This is a genomic window from Sphingobacterium sp. xlx-130 (genome assembly GCF_011007405.1).
Classification (GTDB): domain Bacteria; phylum Bacteroidota; class Bacteroidia; order Sphingobacteriales; family Sphingobacteriaceae; genus Sphingobacterium; species Sphingobacterium luzhongxinii.
Genome location: NZ_WFKN01000008.1, coordinates 126762 through 143511, shown reverse-complemented (window position 1 = coordinate 143511; position 16750 = coordinate 126762). Strand labels below are relative to the sequence as shown.

Here is a 16750-nt window from a genome sequence, read left to right as displayed (position 1 = left end):
ATATCGCCATGAAATTAAGACATATAAAAACATTTATTTGCTGTGCACTCTTATTATCGAGTTTAGGGTCCTGTAAAAAATACTTAGACCTAACTCCAGAGAACAGCACTTACGACGAAGTGTTCTGGACAGACGCTAGAAATATATCCAAAGCCACCGCTGGTGCTTATTCGATGCTCAGAAATTCATTGAGAGATAGCCGCTCATTCTTCATATTTGGAGATCTCGCAGCCGGCAACTTTGTGACGGGAAATGATTATTGGAACTATAAAGATTTATCAAAATCAGGTAACTTCAAATTTAGCTACGCCCCTTATCTCGAAGGAAGTTTATGGAATTGGACCCGATTTTACGAAGTAGTAAACCAGTGTAATCTAATTATTGAGAAAACCCCCGAAATCCCTACTCAAAACTTTGAAGGCGGAGAGTCTGAAAAGAACTCACTAATAGCTGAAGCCCGATTTGTAAGAGCTTATACTAATTTTTACATGCAGCGAGTATGGGGCGATGTCTTATTAATTAAGGAATCGTACAAAGATCCTCAAAACATTCCTCCTGTGGCCCGGAGCACACAAGATGAAACACTTAAGTTTTGTATAGATGACCTTACTTTTGGTATCGAACATTTAGGGATCGGAGGCAGTAAAGCGAGAGCATCTAAAGGTGCAGCACAAGCGCTCTTGGCACATATATACGCCTGGAAACATGATTACCCTAACGCTGAAAAGCTAGCCACAGACGTCATTAATTCCTCTTTCGCTCTGGAAGAAATGAAGGACTACCGGAAAATCTGGCAAGGCAACTCGAAGGAATCGATTTTTGAGATAAACACCCTGTACAACACTAGTGGAAATGAATACTCACAGGGATTTTATAATGCTTTCCTTGCCGATCCAATCGTAAAAGGTAAATCTCCTAAATCTGCTTGGACGTTTGATGCAGATGTATTAAATGAGCTTTTCACAGATGAAGAAAGAGGGGCTCGGTACGATTCGATTTCTAGAGCAGGAAGTAATAGCCAAACCGTGTATTTAAGAAAATACGACCGTGTGGTAACCTATACACCTAGAAATCCGGGTGATGATTACTATGCTGCGGATAATAATTTGGTATTACTACGCTTAGCAGATATCCATTTACTACGCGCAGAGGCATATTATAAAAACAGTAAGCCGCAACTCGCCCTAGAAGACTTAAACCTTATACGAACAAGAGCTGGTATCAGCAACATACAAGCCAGTGGAGAAGCATTGCTTATAGAAATTTTTAAGGAAAGAAGAAGGGAACTTATAGGAGAAGGCTCAACACAGTTTGATTTAATTCGCATGCAACTGTTCGACAAAATTGATGAATTCTCTGGCATATACACAACAGATCGCATTGCAAATCAAGGCTATTACTGGCCCCTTAATATGAGAGACCTACTCCCACAAAACGAATTATTAACGCAAAACCCTTGGTGGAAAAATCATTAAGATTATGAAGACATCTAATATTATATATTTCATATTGTTCATCTCTGCAATACTACTTTCGCCGTCTTGCAAAAAAGATGAATACCGTGTAGGGGGAGACTTACATAACCCCAATATCAATATGACTACGTACGATTATCTCAAAAGCAATAAATATGGACTCTTTGATACGTTACTCTTACTTGTGGATAAAGCAGGTATAAAAGATAAAATCAATCAACAAGGTGTGACCTTCTTTGCTCCTACAGATTTTGCTATAAAGAGCTATGTAGAGTTAAGGACTTTAGCCCTACAAAAGATAGATCCATTCAAAAAATGGACGGTAGATTCTATCATAAAATATGAGCTTCCCCGATTTGCAGACTCTTTGGACATCTACTTTGTAAAAGAAAACCTACCAAATCGAGCTTTAACTGCTGAAGGAAAAATTTACAAAAACCTTAAGAACAAAGAGGTGGTAGCGTCGTATGAAGAAACATTTGATGAAAATTTAGGCTATAACAAAAATTCTTCTGTAATACCTAGAGTAGTGTACTACACATACCTTTACCAATCATTAAGTCCAGGATTTGAGGTAGACAATATTTCTTATCCAGTCGGCATACGAACTTTGGTCCAGACTTCAAATGCCCAGACCAATACAGGAACACTACATGTCTTATCTAATTCACACACTTTATTTTATTTCAGATAGTCATGAAAAATAAAAACATAATTACCGGACTAGTACTTACAACATTAGCTTTTACCGGTTGTAAAAAAATAAATGACGGAAACCTAAGTAACATTATCCGTTATGAGGTCCAACCCACTGAAGTACCCCAGGGAAGAGCTTTTGTTTCTTCGGCCATAAATCCAGAAGGGTCCACAAAGCCTTTACAGATTAAATTACTAAATATTTACAACAGGGAGACTGGCGAGAATGTAACTTCACTGTTTCAACAAAAATACCAGCATAAAGTCTGGAAAGCGCTGTACGACTCTAAAAAAGACACGACCTTGGCGCTTATTGATGCGAAGCGCGTAGACTCTATGATCTATCCGCTGGTGATTAATCCTGTCTCCGGACAAATAGAAGCAAACTACACGACCGTAAATCTACCTTTAGGCAAGTATAAATTTGATTTGGAGATTAGCAACCCTGCAAGCAGTAAAGTTTATAAAGACATAGGTGAATTTGATCTGATTTCAGCACCATTTTATGAAATACCGGCAGTCAGATCTACGGTAGCTATGAAAATAGGAGCAGAAACAACGACCAAATTAATTCCAAGTAATGCTAATCACATTAAAGTGAAACGCATTTCAGAAAGTGGCGATAAAGTAATCGTTCGCATTGTAGATAAAAATGGTAACACCTTCAATCCCAACAAAGGAGAAATTGCAAGACGTCCAAACTCAGGAACACAAGGTGGTTTTTTACAAACTATGCAAGACTACTCTTTATCAACAACACTTTTCGATGACAGAATGGAATTTCAATTCGGTGTCGTACCTTTCCCATTGGCTTCCCTTGGAAATGGTTTCAACTATTATTACAGGATTCCGGCGAAGTTCGTGAAGTATGACGATTCTCTAGAGCTGCCATACAACACCTACTCCTGTAATGCGCGATTCTCATTCAGAGCATTTGCACCTGGCACCTATGAGATAGAAGTCATAGTTCCTCAAGTGATCAGAGTACCATAAAAGCTAACTAAAAGGAACTGTCTCTTCTTTGACAGTTCCTTTTTATCATCATGTATAAGTAAGCACTTTATTCTTTAGATCTAAGCACCTACAGATATCGTTCGTGCCTGGAGCGTATCTTTACCAACACCGCATTTTCGAAAACCAAGTCCACACGGATAAAATTCTTATCATCTACCGTTATGCTAAATTGCCATAGATTGGATTTGTTTTGGAAGGTATCGAATGGCTTGTCGATATTCTTTTCAAATAGACCTATGTACTCAAAGAAACGGGTGTAGCGATTATCTTTCTCTAAACCGACAAGTTTGCCATAAATACTTTCTAAAGGATCGCCAACTTTTAAAGGCACACGTGCATCAGCAGGCCACCGACTTAACTTATTTGGGCTGTTACGATAATAAATAGATTCTATTTTACCGTCTTTGAAATAGATCTGCGCCGACAAGGGGTTGCTCGGCCTTTGGTCTAGAATAAGTCCATTATAGAGCGGTATCCGGTCTTTCAGATCGCTAAGCTTCGTATTCAACACACCTGTTATTCCCAAATAGTTCATCTTACCCTTGGAATCCGTACCCCCCTGTAATCCTTTATATACCTCTTCGGCCGAGGCTCCAACAGTCACGTTATATAATGATCCGGTTTGGATACTATCCAGTATAACTTCAGCCGGGAATGGTGGCTCTACAATAATTTCAGGACCATCCGTATCATTTTTCAAACAGGAAGCGAATAGTAGCCCCACAGAACCTAATAAAAGCAGTGATAAGCGCATAATAGTGTTTTAATTAGTAAGTTTTGATTTAAAACGTACTGACCAAACAAGGCGCTACAAAATGCACCTAAATTCAAGATAAAACCTCTTTTACAGTGTTATTGTTAAGAACAGGTTTACTCCATAGCCTTCGAGAGTTCTTGCGTATACCTTCGAGAGAGCTAGGAAATAGGTTCGAGACTGCATTGGGACATCCTCGCCTATTGTTTGACTTGGAGCGAAAGCATACCCGAAGAATTGTCAAAGAATAGTCGAAGCAGTCCCGAAGGAAACCCGAGGAAGATACGAAGCTTTACCGAAGGTTAGTCGGATCTACAGCGGAGTTAAGGGGAGCTGAGATGGATGTAATCTTATGTTTACCACGCGATCTTTCCTTGCCTACCAAGATGGATTTATGGCTGGAAGCTACATTTACTTTCGAGTCAGAGCGCGCAACAAAAATGGGGTGAGCGACTGGTCTACAGCGGGTCGGTTTTTGGTGCGATGAAGTTCTGCCACTGTGAAATACAACAAGTTCCAGAAAGCACAGCATCTATACACTTGGAATAAACGAAGAATAGTATTATTTTAGACCATACTTAAACATAAACGCAACTATATTATGAAATATCCATGCTGCAACTGTTTAACAAACACGAATGGGCATACGTTGGATATTCCATATGGCCTTTAAAAAACAAACCGAGCTTGCGAGCTCATAAAATAATTATAAACATATGAACAAACGGGAATTTTTAAAAAGCAGTGCAATAGGCGCGTTGGGGCTTCTCCTCTCGCCTTCTATTCTGAAAGCTTTCCCAGCAGATCGTCGCTTGCGGACCGCACATATCGGTGTAGGAGGTATGGGTAGAGCCGACCTGGATGCCATCTCATCCCATGCAAATGTGGATGTCTTCGCGCTGTGCGATGTGGACGCTGTAAACCTCGCCGAGGCCCACAAACTACACCCCAAAGCGCGTATATTTTCTGATTATAGAAAGATGATGGACGAACTTGGCGGTCAAATTGATGCTGTCATTGTATCGACACCCGATCATACCCACGCACCGGCTTCCTTATTGGCCATGCAGATGAATAAACCCGTCTATTGCCAGAAGCCATTGACGCACTACGTGTCTGAATCGCGTGAAATGAAAAGAATGGCTGCTGAAAAAAAATTAGTCACGCAGATGGGTATTCAGGTCCACTCTTTTTATGACTACAAGCTAGCTACACATTTGATTCAATCCGGTATTATCGGAAAAGTACATACCGTACACGCTTGGTCACCAAAAAACCATGGTTATGATGGGCCGCCTCCTCAAGGAGAGGATCCAATCCCAGAAACACTAGACTGGAACCTATGGGCTGGCACCTCACCCAAAAGACCTTACAAAAAGGGCGCATACCATCCGGGACGTTGGAGACAAATAATGGACTACGGCTGTGGAACCTTGGGCGATATGGGGGTGCATATTTTTGATACCCCTTATAATGCGCTACAACTCGACGTACCGCGTACGATAATCAACGAGTGTCGACCTACCAATGGGTTTGGATTTCCGGAACACAATAAGGTCACTTATGAATTTCCAGGCACCAAGTATACTGGCAAATCTTTGAAATGGATCTGGTATGATGGCCCGGCTGCACCGGCTGTGCATGAGGATCTTATGCTTCCGAACATGAAAGCTGCCAAAACGGAAGAAAAGAAACAGGACGATCCTTCCAAATTGTCCTTAGACCCGGGAATAGCGGGCGACGGCCAGCTGCCTGAGCAAGGCGCGATGTTTGTCGGCACCAAAGGGCGTTTATTACTGCCACACTTCATGCAGCTACCTCGAAAAATTGTCGATGGTCAGTACGTAGATATTACTAATGAAATAGAAAAGGTGTCGGAAAAATATAATTTAGGCCAGCCCGTTCGTGACTATGATAAGGAAGGTGCTAAGCACTACCACCAGTTTGTAGACGCTTGTTTGGGCAAAGCGGAATGCTCGGCGCCTTTTGATTACGCTTCTCGATTAACAGAAACTATTCTCTTGGGCACCATTGCTGGGCGATTCCCTGGTGAGACCTTACATTGGGATGCTAAAAAGGCTAAATTTAAAGAGGAAAAAGCAAACCAATATCTGCAGGGCGATTATAGGTCGTTTTAAGCTTAGTTGCTTATTTATACAGAAAAAGGTTTCGATCATCAAGATGGAGACCTTTTTTATTTGAACTAAGCTACCAATTGCAGATTACGGTGAGCTCGCAAGCTCGGTTTGTAAACTATGCTATATTTTTAAGTCTATTGTGAATTAAAATTCACAATAGACTTAAAACTGTTCGCCACAGAAGATGTACTTATTTATAGTTCAACAATTCTGTTGCATCTTTGCTCTTGTAATTTGGCTTGATCATTCTGTTGAATTTTAAATAAACAATTATTAACAAACACTAGAAAGACGCCTCTAAAAAAAAGCCAAAAAGGTGTAAATTTGTGCCAATATTCGGACTTTGCAAAACTTCTTGTGGCACAAATTTACACCTTTCCCCATTCATTCAGCTCCCTTAAGAACGCCTAAAAACCACCTTTAAACCTGATTAAACATCGAAAAACAAGAGCTCCAGCTCTCCAAAAGCACAATTTGCGAAAACTACAACTTCGAGTAGAAACGCTAGCGTTTCTAGACTGATCGCTAGCGTGCAATCCACAATCGCTAGCAATCGAAAATTAAATGCATGCGCTTCCCCTTTATACCCTTGCACCGCAACAAAAAACGCTTACGTCCAGCCTTAAAACGCAAGCACATACCCCGCTTTCGCTTGCGCTCGCCGTGTAAACGCCAAGGCGAAACAGCCCATCGCTATCGCGGCAAATGCAAACGTATGCTATTTAAGTCCAAGCGCCTAGCATCGGACGCTATGTGCTAGCGATTAAGCAGGGAACGCCAGCATCTGACCTAATAGTGCAAGCGATCGGCCCCAAAACGCTAGAGACTGTAACCTAAACCGCAGCGATTAGGTTATATTGTTCACATTTCATATTTCATGATCCACCAGCTGGCGGATCTAAACTATTCCAACTATCCATCCACATTTCATTATTAGCCAACAAAAGTTACAAAGCTTCTTGTTAGGCCTCGATAGCCCCTAATATTTTTATATATCACTTATTTTCACTATATTATAAAAATCAGACAAAACACTAGCTTTTATCTGAATATAATTCTAATAAAAACAGGAGCTTTATACATGTACAACACAACAACGATCTCCTTATTTTTTTAAAATTCTTAATACATATGAACAATAACATCTTAATACATTATCCAAAGGCCAATTCGAGGCCTGTGAGTGTCAACTACAAAATATCGAATGAAGGTGGTCTGAAAACCATTAGCTGTACAGTACCTGATAAAGAAAATACACCTGCATGGCTGGAATTGCAAAAATTCGAATTACAAGCGATGAAGTTTGACAACACCTACGACTTGGTATTTGAGCAACGCAAATTTGACCGGAACTTGGACACCGTCCTATTTATGGACAAGGTCTTCGAAAAGATCATGGATTTGAAGCAGGCATGACAACTTTGTCTGCAGCAATGTGTAGCTTTGTAGGAGAATTACGAAGTTATGATTACAAAAGAGCAGATATTACACGCTTTGAGTCATGTAGAGGATCCCGATCTAAAAAAAGATCTGGTCACACTCCACATGATTCAAAATATAGAAATACTTCCGAATAAGCTAAGGTTTGATGTGGTACTGACCACTCCGGCTTGTCCGATGAAAGCGCATATTGAGCACGCCTGCCGGAATGCTATTGCACTATTTGTCGACAAGGATATCGAGGTAGATATCAACATGACTTCGCGGGTCACGAGCGTAGACAACAGCCAGCTCAAAGGAATCAAAAATATCATTCTCGTCTCATCAGGCAAAGGTGGCGTAGGTAAATCTACCGTAGCGAGTAATCTTGCATTGGCACTAGCCGAATCTGGGGCAAAAACAGGTCTATTGGATGCTGATATCTATGGGCCATCGCTTCCGATCATGTTTGGTCTAGAAGGTGCTAAGCCGATGTCCACACAGACGGAAGATGGGAAAACGAAGATCGTACCGATCGAAAAGTTTGGATTAAAGCTTCTTTCTATCGGCTTTTTTACGGATCCCAATCAGCCGATCCCGTGGCGCGGTCCTATGGCGACATCAGCTATTAAGCAGCTTTTTAACGATGCTGATTGGGGCGAACTGGATTATCTGATTGTGGATATGCCACCTGGTACGGGTGATATCCACATCACGGTATCGCAGACCTACCCTATCTCTGGCGCAGTGATCGTGACGACACCGCAGCAAGTTGCATTAGCCGATGCGATCAAAGGAATGGCGATGTACAAAATGGAAGGCATCAATGTCCCTATTATCGGGATTGTTGAAAATATGGCCTACTTTACACCTGCTGAATTACCAGAAAACAAGTATTATATCTTTGGTAAAGATGGAGGCAAACGATTAGCCCAGGACAATCAGGTTCCATTCCTAGGCGAGATACCTTTGGTCAAAGCTATCAGCGATGCGGGCGACAATGGTTTCCCAGTGGTGCTGGATGGAGACGAAAAGATCGCACAGTCCTATAAGGACATGGCCGGTAGAGTAGCTCAGGAAGTCAGCATATTGGCGAATAGATAATATTTTAAGAGCAGGCTTAGCCTGCTCTTAAAATTACTACTGTTAAAGTCTTAAGGTTTATCCGCCAACCTCGTATCGGTATCTTCCGGACAAAAGCTCAACAGTTCATTCCTTTTGACCATTTTGGTCCCATCTTGTCGTATTATTGCAAGGATTTCTTTCTCCGTAAGTCTGTGACAGACCGATGCATTGACTCGACGTTCATCGGGTATACAATGTATATTCTGAATCCGAAATCCGTACCAGCGGCTCATTTCTACTACAAAATCACTGTAATCTTACCCTAGCTAGCTACACCCAAAACTAAAGAATTCCAATCAGTGACCTCTCCCCAAAATTAGGAGTGCTCTAAAGTAGAAAATTCTTCTGTTTTGAAATGTTTTTTGATAAACATTTCAGGAGTCATATCCCCTAAACAGCTGTGGGGTCTGAAGGTGTTATACTCTTCCCTCCAGATTTCAATTTTTTCTTTCGTATCTTCCAATGACAGAAACCAATGCGCATTTAGACACTCGTCCCGAAAACTTCCATTGAATGACTCAATATACGGATTATCTGTTGGTTTTCCCGGTCTGGAGAATACTAATTCCACCTGATGTTCATATGCCCATCTATCAACATCCTTAGAAATAAACTCTGATCCGTTATCCACTTGAATTTTTCGGGGCATTGCCTGCTGGAACAACCTGAGTTCTTCCAAAACAGAAACAACATCACTTCCCTTAAGACCCTGCCCAACCTCAATAGCCATACATTTACGACTATAGTTATCCACTATAGTTAAACAGCGGATTTTTCTTACATCGAACAGCGCATCTGCGACAATGTCCATACTCCAGCAGTCATGTAAATTGGAAAAAGAAGGTCTTTCAGAACGATGAGAGGCTGCTCTGCAGCGTCTCGGGCGTTTACTCCTTAAGTTCAGACCTTCTTCCTTATAGATCCGATATGCACGTTTATGGTTGTCAGACCAGCCTTCGCGACGTAAAAGAATATAGACGCGCCAAAGTCCATAACGTACCCGTGTTTCGGCTATATTACGTATCCTTATACGTAATGGAAGATCTTCGCGACGCTGGCTCTTATAGTACCAAACAGAAGTACTTAGTAGTGATACCTCGCATGCTTTCCGTAATGAAACCCGATAGTCCGCAACTAATCCCTTCACTATTTTTCTTCGTTGGGAAGGTCTCAATACTTTTTTTTTAACACATCCTGCAACATCTGTTTATCCAAACTCAGATCGGCAACAAGCTTTTTCAGCTGAGCATTTTCTTCTTCAAGCTGGCGCAGTTTTCGAAGTTCTGAAACTCCTAGGCCACCGTACTTCTTCTTCCAATTGTAAAATGTAGCCTCGCTGATGCCCATCTTGCGACAGACTTCCTCCACCCGGGTGCCCGTCTCGGATTGTTTGATCGCAAAGGCGATCTGAGCTTCGGTAAACTTCGATCTTTTCATCGTTTTTCCTCCTATTTAAAATTAGTAATTCAATCCCGAATTCCCTACTTTTAAATGCTCCAGTTTTTTGGGAGGACGTCACACCAAAGAGCTACCCCCATGATAGGCGCACAACAGAAAAACCCCGCCATTTTCGAATGACGGGGTTCTTTGTTAAGCGACTTTTTTTGAGAGCTCCTTTAACTCAATAATAGAAAAGTATTATTTGTTTTGCTCGCCTATATTTGGATTATTTTCCATCTCAGAACGAGGAATTAAAAACTGCCACCTATCATCTCCAGCCTTTACCAACATAAAGCCTCCGACAGCAGCCGATGTATAATTTGGCACAGTATTTCGATCCATGTCTTGATTTAGCCTTTTTAGATCTAAAAATCTAAAGCCTTCTCCCCACAGTTCCACCCGTCTGTAATTCCATATTTCCTTTAATAATTCATTCCCTATCTTAGTAGATTTAACAGCACTAGGGTTTCGAACAGAATTAATTTCATGCAGTACATCTTGAGCAGGACCAGATTGACCTTTCGAAGCATAAGACTCGGCTTCAATCAGATACATTTCAGACAATCTCATTAAGCTGACATCTCCTAATGTACCTCCGGCTGCCTTAATTGAAAACTTTCTGCTCATGAAAGGTTGACGCACAAAATTAGATGCAGGTAGTGGAAAATTTGCCTGAGTAGGAGTCGGCTCCCACATCGTCTTTCTAACATCTGTTGCTGGCAAAAAATCATATAACACAGAGTTTATGCGCTTAGGATTTGCTCTTTGGAATGATGTATTTGCATTGTAAGCAATCTGAGCAAAATATGACCCAAAAGTATCACCTTGATCCTCTGAAGGCATAGAGGCCCACATAAACTCAGATAAGCCCGCATTATTAAACCCTGTCTTATATTCTGCTACCGTCATAAGCTTGAAGCTTTGTGAATTTATTACTTCTCTAGCATATTTAATAGCATTGTCATAGTCCTGCATAGTCAAAGCGACACGAGCTTTCAATCCTTTAGCAATCCAAACATTCGTTTGCGACTTGTCAGCTCTCGTTGCTACATTTAAACCGATAGCATCATCCAGATCTTTATTAATCGCAGCATACACCTCTTCTACTGACACCCGAGGCATTTTATTATCCTTCTGGGATAAAGGAAGAGGAACCCCCGGTTGACTATTGGGTTTATTTGCAACATCATAGCGTTTACCATAATATTGAACCAAATAAGAGTAAGCATAAGCTCTCAAAACCAATGCTTGTGATTTTAGTCTTGCTTTTTGATCATCCGGCGCATCTAAGAGATCGATATTGTCAAGTACAGCATTAGCATTACCTATAATACGATAAAATGTCCTATAAACATATGCTGTATTGGTTCCGTTATCTATTCGATGTCCATTCCAATTCCCGTCACCCGTCCCTGTAAACCATGAGGAAGAACCAATATGTAAATCTTCCGCTAAAAAATCATTACTTAACAAGACCCCACCTACACCAGGTTTATTTTGTTGGTTCGAGCTCACGGCTGTCGTGCGTTCGAACATGTATCTGTAGACCCCATTAATAACTGTTTCAACGTTTTCAATAGAAGAAAATATGGCTTTGTCATCTACTTTATCAGTAGGTGAAGTCTCTAGATAATCCTTAGAACAACCAAGAAAAAGCAAAGAGATTAATCCTATATATATCGTTTTTTTCATTTTTTTTATTTTTAGAATGCAACATTAAGACCAAAAGAGAATATTCTACTCATTCCGTAAGTAGTGGAATTTGTCCCGTCAAATGACTCGGTAGGATTTAATCCTTTGCGTTTCGATATCAACCCTAAATTCTCTCCCGCAAAGAAGATACGTGCCGATTTCAAATCAATTTTATTAATCCAATTTTTAGGCAGATTATAGGTGACATTTACATTGCTAAAACTAATATAGGAAGCGTCAATCAACCATCTATTTGAGGCAGCGTTTAAATCACTTGTCGCATTCATATCCAATCTAGGTATATCTGTTACCTGTCCTGGCGTAGTCCACGCGTTCAGCTGATCTACATGCATTGCACTACCATAACTCAAGCCCATTAGTCCCGCATACTCACTGTCATAAAACTTCCCACCTAGTTGATAATTTATCAAAAAGCTAAGTGAAAAATCCTTATAGCTGAGGGTATTTTGTACCGATCCGATTAAATTCGGGATCGCTGTCCCAAAATAACCATATTTAGCATCCGATATCGTCGTTACATATTCCTTACCATTAACTGTTCTGATTTTATCAGGGGCAGTACCTTCCACTGGTGTATATAAGGATGAACCATCCGCAGGATCAACTCCTTGAAAATCTCTTAACCAAAAACTGTATACATCTCTTCCCACTTCCCTACGCTTGGTACCAGCAGTAATAACCGGATTCTCAGCAGGCATTTTTGTAATCTCATTTCTAAAGAACGTCCAATTGGTAATCATTCTCCAATTAAAATCTTGTTTACGAATAATATCTCCACCCAACTGAATCTCTACACCTCTATTATATAAACTACCAATATTAGCGTTAATAGTGGTAACAGGATCAGACAATGCTAATGGTAGTGCAAATATCAAATCATCAGATCCTCTCTTATACAGTTCGACCTCTCCAAAAACCCTATTTTTCAAAAGACTAAAGTTAAGACCAACATTATAGGTCTTAGAAGCTTCCCAAGTCAGCTCGGGTGTTGCTAAACTGCTCAAAAGTAAGCCAGGATGAGATCCATTGTTAAATCCCAACGAATAGAAAGCTTGATAAGCATAATAAGTACTCAATGCATCGTTCCCTACAGCCCCCAAAGAAGCCTTCATTCTCAAATCATTGATCCAAGAAACATCTTGCATAAAATTTTCTTTACTGATTGACCATGCGCCTCCTAAAGAATAGAAAGTTCCCCATCTACTGTCTTTATGAAATCTAGAAGAACCATCTCTTCTCAAAGAAGCATCAAAGAAGTATTTATTATCGTAATTATACGCAGCTTGGGAAAAATAAGATTCCAATCTATATACATCTTCATAACCACCTGCTGAATATGGAGTCACAAAATTATCAAACTTTGTATTCCCTGCCAAAATTTGGTTAGTTTTCGAAGAGGAATTGATACTTGCTTTGTATTCGTAATTCTCATGTCCACCAAAGACGGACACATTGTGCTTATCAAAGTTTTGTTGATAATAAAGAATCTGATTAAATGTCAATGTTCTTGAAGAATGGCTTTGATTATACGCATAACCTTTTAAGGTCGCTCCATCACCAATCAGTGGACTACGGAATTGATCGTCTAGACCATTTCTAAAATCCGCACTCACACTAGGTTTGAACTTAAAATGCTTCAGAAAAGAAATTTCTGTAAATGTACGAGCAGAGACCGAATTTCTTTTGTTCGTAACATCATTTAATAGCGATTCCCAAATCACATGTCTACCTTGTGAGGCGCCAGTGGGTCTATTGACCGCTCCCGGATGCATACCTGCATCATAAAATTGCTGTCCCGTTGAAGGATCAATTATAGCATTTCCTGACTTATCCCACGCGTGTACAGGGTATATAGGACCAATCCCTCTAATAAAAGAAAAAGGATTCACAAAACTAGAAGCATTACCCGTGGACGCATCTCTGGCTAAATTCCCCTCCGACGCATTACCAGCGACATTTAATCCGAATTTTAACCAATCCTTGACTTCCGAATTAACATTTATTCGACCAGCGAACCTTTTAAAATCGGATTTTAAAATATATCCATCATCCCTGAGATAAGATAAAGAACTATAGTAATCTGATTTTTCTTTTTTATTTGAGACACTAAGATTTGCTTCATCACGATGACCTTGTCGTGTCATTTCATCGTACCAATTAAAATCATCATATAATAAAGATGCTGAAGGATTTAACTTTCCATCTACACCTACTATACTTTTATCATCTACATTAAAAGGATTGTATACCAACTGAGAAGCGATATTATCTGTAGCATATTTCCTGGCATCTTCGTCAGAAAGAGGCTTGTCCTTTCGAAACTTAACAGAGTTCTTCATAGCCTCCCACATCAATGGATAATATTCAAATGTGTTTACCCTGTCATACTCAGGGATACCACGAGAAGTAAAGCCTTTATTTAAGGTCAGTGACAAGGTAGGGGTTTCGGAAACTCCCTTTTTTGTAGTAATGATGATAACCCCATTTCCTCCTCTAGAACCATACAGAGCTGTTGAAGTAGCGTCCTTTAAGATAGTAAGACTCTCGATATCTGAAGCTGGTATATCTCCAATACTTCCTTCATAAACCGCACCATCCACCACATACAATGGCGAGCTTGAAACCGAATAAGATCCAAAACCACGTAAACGGACTGATGCACTGCTTCCGGGCTGCCCATTAACCCCAGAAACGCCGATTCCTGGAGCAGCTCCTGCTAATGCGGAAGTTAAGTTTGTTATCACCCTTTTCTCTAGCTCTTTACTACTCACTGTAGCGACAGAACCTGTTATAGCCTCCTTACGTTGTGTACCATAAGCAACTACAACGACCTCGTCAAGAGCTTCGGAATCACTTACTAACTGTATATTGATTAAAGTCTGGCTACCTACTGAAACTTGTTGAGAGGTATATCCAATGTAAGAAAAGCTAATACTTCCTCTTTGACCTACCGTTATAGTATAATTACCATTTTCGTCAGTCTGCGTAGCATTAGAAGTACCTAATACCGAAACCGATACCCCAGACAAAGGTACCCCATCAGTCGCAGAGGTAACCTTCCCGCTCACTTGCCGATTCTGTGCAAAAGACACGCCTATCAAGCACGTCAGCACAAAAAATAAACTGAGTAATTTTTGTTTCATGTGTTTATTGTGTTTAGTTAAAAATTGTTTTAATAATAGATTAGTCTAATAAATAGATTATACCCCACCCTCACCGGGCCTAATACATATGCCGATAAAACCAATTCATCAAATGATAAATCAATTACAGTGTAAGCGATATAAATCACTATACCAGAAGGGATCTAAAACTTTAGCGTAAAGTTGACTCTAAAAGCCAAGCTCTATCCGAGATCGAGTATAATTTAAACGCGGATATGTGGGAATAAAATGAGTAGATTTTGTTTCATGTGTTTGTGTGTTTAGTTTTTAAAATTGTTTCTGTGTTAGTAGTTGTATTATCGCAACGACAATACTATGCAAACATATAAAAAAAAACAATATTTCACATTTTTTAACATATTTTTTTTAAAAAAACCAGGTATAAACAAGAAAAAATATGGAATTGAATTTTCAATGTAACAATATTGCAACTTATTTAACTAAACAACAGATGCTAGCTTTAACTTATAGAGGGGATTATATCGCTTAAACATTCAATGGAATCCTCAAAGCTGATACAAAATCAGTAATAACAGTAATTAGATGTTTTTACTCACTTTTCTTCAAGAATTAGAATAATTTAATTATACACAACATTTTAATAATATTTTATGTACTGATATACAGACTCTCGAAATGAAACGCTTATCGAGGACAACATAACATCCTGTAGTGTATTGTTAATTCAATGAACCGTCAAAGCACCCCATATGTAACACGATAATATAGCAGAACCTTTATTATCATTATTAAATAATGTATGATTAGTATAATATATAACGAGATATGGATTTGTCTTCTTAAGATAAGAAAATCGAATCAAACAAAGTTACATAGTTTATAAATAAAGGTCGTATCAACTACGAGAGACGACCTTTATTTTCCTTTATAACTGCTCGAAGCTGCCCTATTTTTTCTTTAATTCTAACACATATTCTCCAAACCCTCCGGCACTAACCGTATAGCTGCCATTAATTTTAATTGTTCCTTCACAAGGATTAAGATAGTTATTGACAGCACCACCTTTAGATTCTACCGAATACACTCCATAAGGCCATGGAGCAGGATAGGCTCCTAATGGTTGCTTCGCGACACTAATAGAATTATCTCCTGGATTTACAACCACTTTAATATTGTTGTAACCAGCAATAGGATAAACAATCTCAAAAGTCTCTTCATCTACTTTTTTGACATCCACAACAGTACCTACTCCAAAATCTTCCCAACCATCAACAAGTGTCTCAAACTTGCCATCACCTAGGAACTCATCCATATCAAATGTACAGATACAGGAATAACGAATAGTTGGATTGGATCCTCCTTGAGATGCAACACCAGCTCCGTATCCATCCCCATAAAGTGGAAATGCCTCATACTCTTTCCCATCTTCGGTGATATAATTAGCTCCGATATCATAGTTATCTCCCAAAGCTATAGCCCCGAATAAATCGACGATTTGCTGTCCTGTAATTTCAACTTCTTCAGGAAAGGAAGTTACATTAGTTCGAATTTTTTTCGAAACAGGATAAGGCTTATCCTTTCCTGTGTCTCGATTTTTCGTTACGACAATATCAAGATACTTCGGCATAGCATCAACGTTATATTTAAGTCCAACAGTAAACTTTCCTTTAAATGCCAAGGGATCTTGAAAGGCTATCGATTCGTCAAAATTTTGCAACACTTTCTTAAAGATAGGTTCATTTAGATACACTATACCATCCAGCATTGTTGCATTGTCGCTTTTTCGACAAGCTGAAACCACAACTAGTGATATCAACGTTATAATATATAAAATTCTTTTCATTTTCTCAC

Annotated in this window: 12 protein-coding genes; 6 read left to right on the top strand and 6 right to left on the bottom strand. The window is 39.6% G+C overall.

Annotated elements, in window-relative coordinates; all coding sequences use genetic code 11:
- The first annotated feature begins 8 nt into the window (after positions 1-8).
- Genes G7B18_RS14550 through G7B18_RS14540 form a run of 3 tightly spaced genes read left to right on the top strand, consistent with a single transcriptional unit; the run spans position 9 to position 3164 of the window.
- Positions 9-1475, top strand: coding sequence for a RagB/SusD family nutrient uptake outer membrane protein (locus G7B18_RS14550; protein WP_164111109.1), 1467 nt, complete (start codon positions 9-11; stop codon positions 1473-1475).
- A 4-nt stretch (positions 1476-1479) separates the two neighbouring features.
- Positions 1480-2169, top strand: coding sequence for a fasciclin domain-containing protein (locus G7B18_RS14545; RefSeq protein WP_164123271.1), 690 nt, complete (start codon positions 1480-1482; stop codon positions 2167-2169).
- Positions 2170-2171: 2 nt separating this feature from the next.
- A complete protein-coding gene (locus tag G7B18_RS14540; protein WP_164123269.1) occupies positions 2172-3164 on the top strand; it encodes a DUF5007 domain-containing protein in 993 nt (330 codons plus the stop codon).
- A gap of 88 nt (positions 3165-3252) precedes the next feature.
- Here G7B18_RS14540 and G7B18_RS14535 read toward each other — a convergent pair whose 3' ends face one another.
- A complete protein-coding gene (locus tag G7B18_RS14535) occupies positions 3253-3939 on the bottom strand; it encodes a hypothetical protein (RefSeq protein WP_164123267.1) in 687 nt (228 codons plus the stop codon).
- Positions 3940-4655: 716 nt separating this feature from the next.
- Between G7B18_RS14535 and G7B18_RS14530 the strand changes: the two genes are divergently transcribed.
- From G7B18_RS14530 to G7B18_RS14520, 3 genes are all read left to right on the top strand, one after another.
- A complete protein-coding gene (locus tag G7B18_RS14530) occupies positions 4656-6077 on the top strand; it encodes a Gfo/Idh/MocA family protein (RefSeq protein ID WP_164123265.1) in 1422 nt (473 codons plus the stop codon).
- Positions 6078-7208: 1131 nt separating this feature from the next.
- Positions 7209-7493, top strand: coding sequence for a hypothetical protein (locus G7B18_RS14525; protein ID WP_164111100.1), 285 nt, complete (start codon positions 7209-7211; stop codon positions 7491-7493).
- Between the two features lie 48 nt (positions 7494-7541).
- Positions 7542-8600: an Mrp/NBP35 family ATP-binding protein gene (locus G7B18_RS14520; protein WP_164123246.1), complete on the top strand. Its 1059-nt coding sequence runs from the start codon at positions 7542-7544 to the stop codon at positions 8598-8600.
- A 50-nt stretch (positions 8601-8650) separates the two neighbouring features.
- On the opposite strand, the gene G7B18_RS14515 is transcribed toward G7B18_RS14520, so the two are convergent.
- The 5 genes from G7B18_RS14515 to G7B18_RS14495 form a co-directional block, all read right to left on the bottom strand.
- Positions 8651-8854: a hypothetical protein gene (locus tag G7B18_RS14515; protein WP_164123244.1), complete on the bottom strand. Its 204-nt coding sequence runs from the start codon at positions 8852-8854 to the stop codon at positions 8651-8653.
- 83 nt (positions 8855-8937) lie between these two features.
- Positions 8938-10058 (bottom strand): IS3 family transposase gene (locus G7B18_RS14510; RefSeq protein ID WP_410528454.1). Its coding sequence is split into 2 segments (ribosomal slippage): positions 8938-9809 and positions 9809-10058, totalling 1122 coding nucleotides; the frame shifts between segments, so codons are not numbered across the junction.
- Between the two features lie 201 nt (positions 10059-10259).
- Positions 10260-11753: a RagB/SusD family nutrient uptake outer membrane protein gene (locus G7B18_RS14505; RefSeq protein ID WP_164123241.1), complete on the bottom strand. Its 1494-nt coding sequence runs from the start codon at positions 11751-11753 to the stop codon at positions 10260-10262.
- An 11-nt stretch (positions 11754-11764) separates the two neighbouring features.
- Positions 11765-14917 (bottom strand): SusC/RagA family TonB-linked outer membrane protein, encoded by a 3153-nt coding sequence (locus G7B18_RS14500; RefSeq protein WP_164123239.1) that lies wholly within the window; start codon positions 14915-14917, stop codon positions 11765-11767.
- 928 nt (positions 14918-15845) lie between these two features.
- Complete coding sequence (locus G7B18_RS14495) at positions 15846-16742, bottom strand: hypothetical protein (RefSeq protein WP_164111091.1); 897 nt, start codon at positions 16740-16742, stop codon at positions 15846-15848.
- Positions 16743-16750: the final 8 nt, after the last annotated feature.

What these genes read in the sequence shown, in the direction of transcription:
- G7B18_RS14550 (WP_164111109.1), top strand. Translation starts at nt 9, where the DNA reads ATGAAATTAAGACATATAAAAACATTTATTTGCTGTGCACTCTTATTA.
- G7B18_RS14545 (WP_164123271.1), top strand. Translation starts at nt 1,480, where the DNA reads ATGAAGACATCTAATATTATATATTTCATATTGTTCATCTCTGCAATA.
- G7B18_RS14540 (WP_164123269.1), top strand. Translation starts at nt 2,172, where the DNA reads ATGAAAAATAAAAACATAATTACCGGACTAGTACTTACAACATTAGCT.
- G7B18_RS14535 (WP_164123267.1), bottom strand. Translation starts at nt 3,939, where the DNA reads ATGCGCTTATCACTGCTTTTATTAGGTTCTGTGGGGCTACTATTCGCT.
- G7B18_RS14530 (WP_164123265.1), top strand. Translation starts at nt 4,656, where the DNA reads ATGAACAAACGGGAATTTTTAAAAAGCAGTGCAATAGGCGCGTTGGGG.
- G7B18_RS14525 (WP_164111100.1), top strand. Translation starts at nt 7,209, where the DNA reads ATGAACAATAACATCTTAATACATTATCCAAAGGCCAATTCGAGGCCT.
- G7B18_RS14520 (WP_164123246.1), top strand. Translation starts at nt 7,542, where the DNA reads ATGATTACAAAAGAGCAGATATTACACGCTTTGAGTCATGTAGAGGAT.
- G7B18_RS14515 (WP_164123244.1), bottom strand. Translation starts at nt 8,854, where the DNA reads ATGAGCCGCTGGTACGGATTTCGGATTCAGAATATACATTGTATACCC.
- G7B18_RS14505 (WP_164123241.1), bottom strand. Translation starts at nt 11,753, where the DNA reads ATGAAAAAAACGATATATATAGGATTAATCTCTTTGCTTTTTCTTGGT.
- G7B18_RS14500 (WP_164123239.1), bottom strand. Translation starts at nt 14,917, where the DNA reads ATGAAACAAAAATTACTCAGTTTATTTTTTGTGCTGACGTGCTTGATA.
- G7B18_RS14495 (WP_164111091.1), bottom strand. Translation starts at nt 16,742, where the DNA reads ATGAAAAGAATTTTATATATTATAACGTTGATATCACTAGTTGTGGTT.